The sequence below is a fragment of the Microbacterium sp. P2_F9 genome (genome assembly GCF_056403635.1).
Genome location: NZ_JBFUFC010000304.1, coordinates 1 through 3,030, shown reverse-complemented (window position 1 = coordinate 3,030; position 3,030 = coordinate 1). Strand labels below are relative to the sequence as shown.

Annotated in this window: 4 protein-coding genes; 2 read left to right on the top strand and 2 right to left on the bottom strand. The window is 70.5% G+C overall.

Features of this window, described 5'->3' with window-relative positions; translation table 11 throughout:
• Window positions 1–572 (bottom strand): alpha/beta hydrolase family protein (locus AC1DVT_RS19175; RefSeq protein ID WP_477390872.1); only part of this gene is annotated, 572 nt, incomplete at its 3' end.
• Window positions 569–1,186 (bottom strand): YflT domain-containing protein, encoded by a 618-nt coding sequence (locus AC1DVT_RS19170; RefSeq protein ID WP_477390870.1) that lies wholly within the window; start codon window positions 1,184–1,186, stop codon window positions 569–571. The genes AC1DVT_RS19175 and AC1DVT_RS19170, both read right to left, overlap by 4 nt.
• 45 nt (window positions 1,187–1,231) lie before the next feature.
• On the opposite strand from AC1DVT_RS19170, the gene AC1DVT_RS19165 reads away from it, so the two are divergent.
• Together AC1DVT_RS19165 and AC1DVT_RS19160 are read left to right on the top strand one after the other, a co-directional pair.
• Window positions 1,232–2,524, top strand: a complete 1,293-nt coding sequence (locus AC1DVT_RS19165) for a magnesium transporter MgtE N-terminal domain-containing protein (protein WP_457100250.1) — start codon at window positions 1,232–1,234, stop codon at window positions 2,522–2,524.
• On the top strand, window positions 2,524–3,030 hold a 507-nt coding region (locus tag AC1DVT_RS19160), incomplete at its 3' end, for a DUF1003 domain-containing protein (protein ID WP_477390868.1). The genes AC1DVT_RS19165 and AC1DVT_RS19160, both read left to right, overlap by 1 nt.

The window sequence follows — 3,030 nt, the reverse complement described above, 5'->3', positions numbered from 1 at the left end:
ATCCAGTGCAGCGTCGCGTCCTGGCACGACGCGATCGCCTCATCCAGTTGGGAGTGCGGATCGACGAAGGGATCGTTCGCGCCCTCGACGAACAGCTGCGGCTGCGTAACCTCCGGCAGGTGGGCGACGCGCGCCTTCGCCGGGTCGCCGGGCGGATGCAGCGGATAGCCGAGGTACACGAGCCCGGCGGGTGAGATGGCCGACTCCGCGGCCGCCATCGACGCCATGCGTCCGCCGTAGGACTTGCCGGCAGCGAACCATGGCAGGTCCGAGGCAGTCTCGGTCATCCAGGCCGCGACCGCGGCCCACGTCGTGACGGCATGCGCAGCGGGTCCCGGCATCCGTCGTCCGGCCTCGACGTAGGGAAAGTTGAAGCGCAGTGTCGCAATGCCCTCGGCCTGCAGCCGGCGGGTGAACCCGAGGAGGAACGGATGCCGATACCCGGTGCCTGCGCCGTGCGCGACGGCGATCGCGGCCCAGGCGTCGTCGGGGCGCTCCCAGTCGGCGGACACCTCGCCCTTCCCGGCGGGCAGGGCGACGGCGATGTGCACCGGCACTGCCTCGGCGGTCACGGCTGTGCCGGCTCGGAAGGCGCCGCCTCGGTGTCCCCGGCATCCGCCTCGACCCGCTCGCCGTAGCGCGGGGGCTCGGTGCTGGGTCGCGGGGCGGTGACGGCATCCACGGCGGACGCCGGCTGCGGCGCCGCAGCGGGCGGGGACACGGACTGAGGCCCGAGGACCTGTCGAGCGCGCTGCACGCTGCCGTCTGCCACGCTCACCTCGTAGCGGTCGGCGAGCACCTGCATGACCGAAGCGAAGTCACGACGGCGACGCACGAAGGCGAAGGCGATGATGCTCATCAGCATTCCGATCGCCACGCCGACGAAGAGGACGCCCACGAAGGCCTGGATGGGCACGGTGGGTGACCCGAGCACGAGGATGGCCGAGAAGAGCAGGCCCAGGAGTACCCCGTTGATGGCGCCCGTCCGGGCCGMCGAGGCGTAGCCCAGCCTTCCGGTGATCCGCTCGATGGAGCGCAGTCCCTGGCCGACGATCGCGATGTCGCGCGCCGGGACGTCGGCCGCGATGAGGGTCGACACAGCCTTCTGCGCGGCCTCGTACGTGGCGAAGGACGCCACGACCTGGCCGAGCTCGCCCGCGGACTGCGGGACCCTTCCGCCCATCATGCTCACCTCCTCATCCTCCCATGGGACCGGGGCTACGCTGGACTGGTGAGCACGCAGAGGGTATTCGTTGCGCGCCTGACCGGGTGCGCTGTCTTCGACCCTGCGGGCGACCGACTCGGCAAGGTCCGGGATGTCGTCGTCATCTATCGCAAGGACGATCCGCCGCGCGTCATCGGCCTCATCGTGGAGATTCCGGGCCGCCGCCATGTCTTCGTCTCGATCGGACGCGTCGCCTCGATCGCCCCTGGCCAGGTCATCTCCACCGGCCTGATCAACGTCCGCCGATTCCAGCAGCGCGGCGGCGAGGTCCGCGTGATGGCGGAGCTGCTCGGACGCAAGGTCTACCTCCGGGACGGCTCGGGGGTCGCCGTCATCGAGGACGTCGCGATCGAGCGCAACCGCCTCGGTGAGTGGGACATCGGCCAGCTCTTCCTCCGTCGGCCGAAGACCAGCGCCGCGCCCTTCGCCAAGGGACCGACCACCTTCGCGACGTGGGCGGAGGTGCGCGAGCAGAGCGTGCCAGGCGAAGCGCAGTCCGCGGAGCAGCTCGTCGCGACCTACTCCGAGCTCAAGGCCGCCGACCTGGCGAACACCCTGCTCGAACTGCCCGAGGATCGCCTCATCGAGGTCGCCGAGGAGCTCACCGACGACCGCCTCGCGGATGCCCTCGAGGAGATGCCCGAGGATGAGCAGGTGCACATCCTCGAGGCCCTCGGCGACGAGCGCGCGGCCGACATCCTCGACGCGATGGAGCCTGACGACGCCGCCGACCTGCTCGGCCAGCTGCCGGAGGGGCGACTGGAGACGCTGCTCGACCTGATGGAGCCCGAAGAGGCGGAAGACGTCCGCGCGCTGCTCCAGTACGGACCTGACACCGCCGGCGGATTGATGACCCCCGAGCCGATCGTGCTCTCCGCCGACGCCACCGTGGCCGAGGCGCTGGCGACGATCCGTCGCCACGAGCTGCACCCCGCACTCGCCGCCGCGGTCTTCGTGACGCTGCCGCCGTACGAGACGCCGACCGGACGGCTGCTGGGCACGGTGCACTTCCAGCGCATGCTCCGGTATCCCCCGCACGAGCGTCTCGGCGCGATCATCGACGACAGCCTCGATCCGCTGCCGGCCACCGCGTCCGCCGCGGACGTCGCCCGCCTGCTCGCGAGCTACAACCTGGTCTCTGTGCCCATCGTGGATCAGGCGCATCGCTTGGTCGGCGCCGTGAGCGTCGACGATGTGCTCGACTACCTGCTGCCCGAGGACTGGCGCTCGCACGAAGACGCGAACGAGCCGGTGGAGGTCGTGCCGACGACGACCGCGAGCATCCCGAGGAGGCGCTGATGGCACGACAGTCGCGCCAGGTGACGCTCGACGCGCCCCGGGGGCGTTCGGGCGTGCTCCAGCGCACGCCGCAGCCGTCCCGCGATCGCTTCGGCCGGTTCTCCGAGTCCTTCGCCCGCGGGATGGGGACGTCCGGCTTCCTGATCGGCATGACCGTGTTCGTGCTGGTCTGGCTCAGCTGGAACATCTTCATGCCGGTGGAGCTTCAGTTCGACCCGGCGGCCACGAACTTCACACTCCTGACGCTCATCCTGTCCCTGCAGGCGTCGTACGCGGCGCCCTTGATCCTGCTCGCCCAGAACCGCCAGGACGACCGCGATCGCGTGCAGATCGAGCAGGACCGCCAGCGCGCGGAGCGCAACCTCGCCGATACCGAATACCTGGCCCGCGAGGTCGTCGCTCTGCGCATGGCGGTCACGGACTTCTCGGACGAGATCATGACCCGCGACGTCCTTCGTGCGGAGCTGAAGACACTCCTCGAGCAGCTCGAGGCCCGCGCCGCGCGG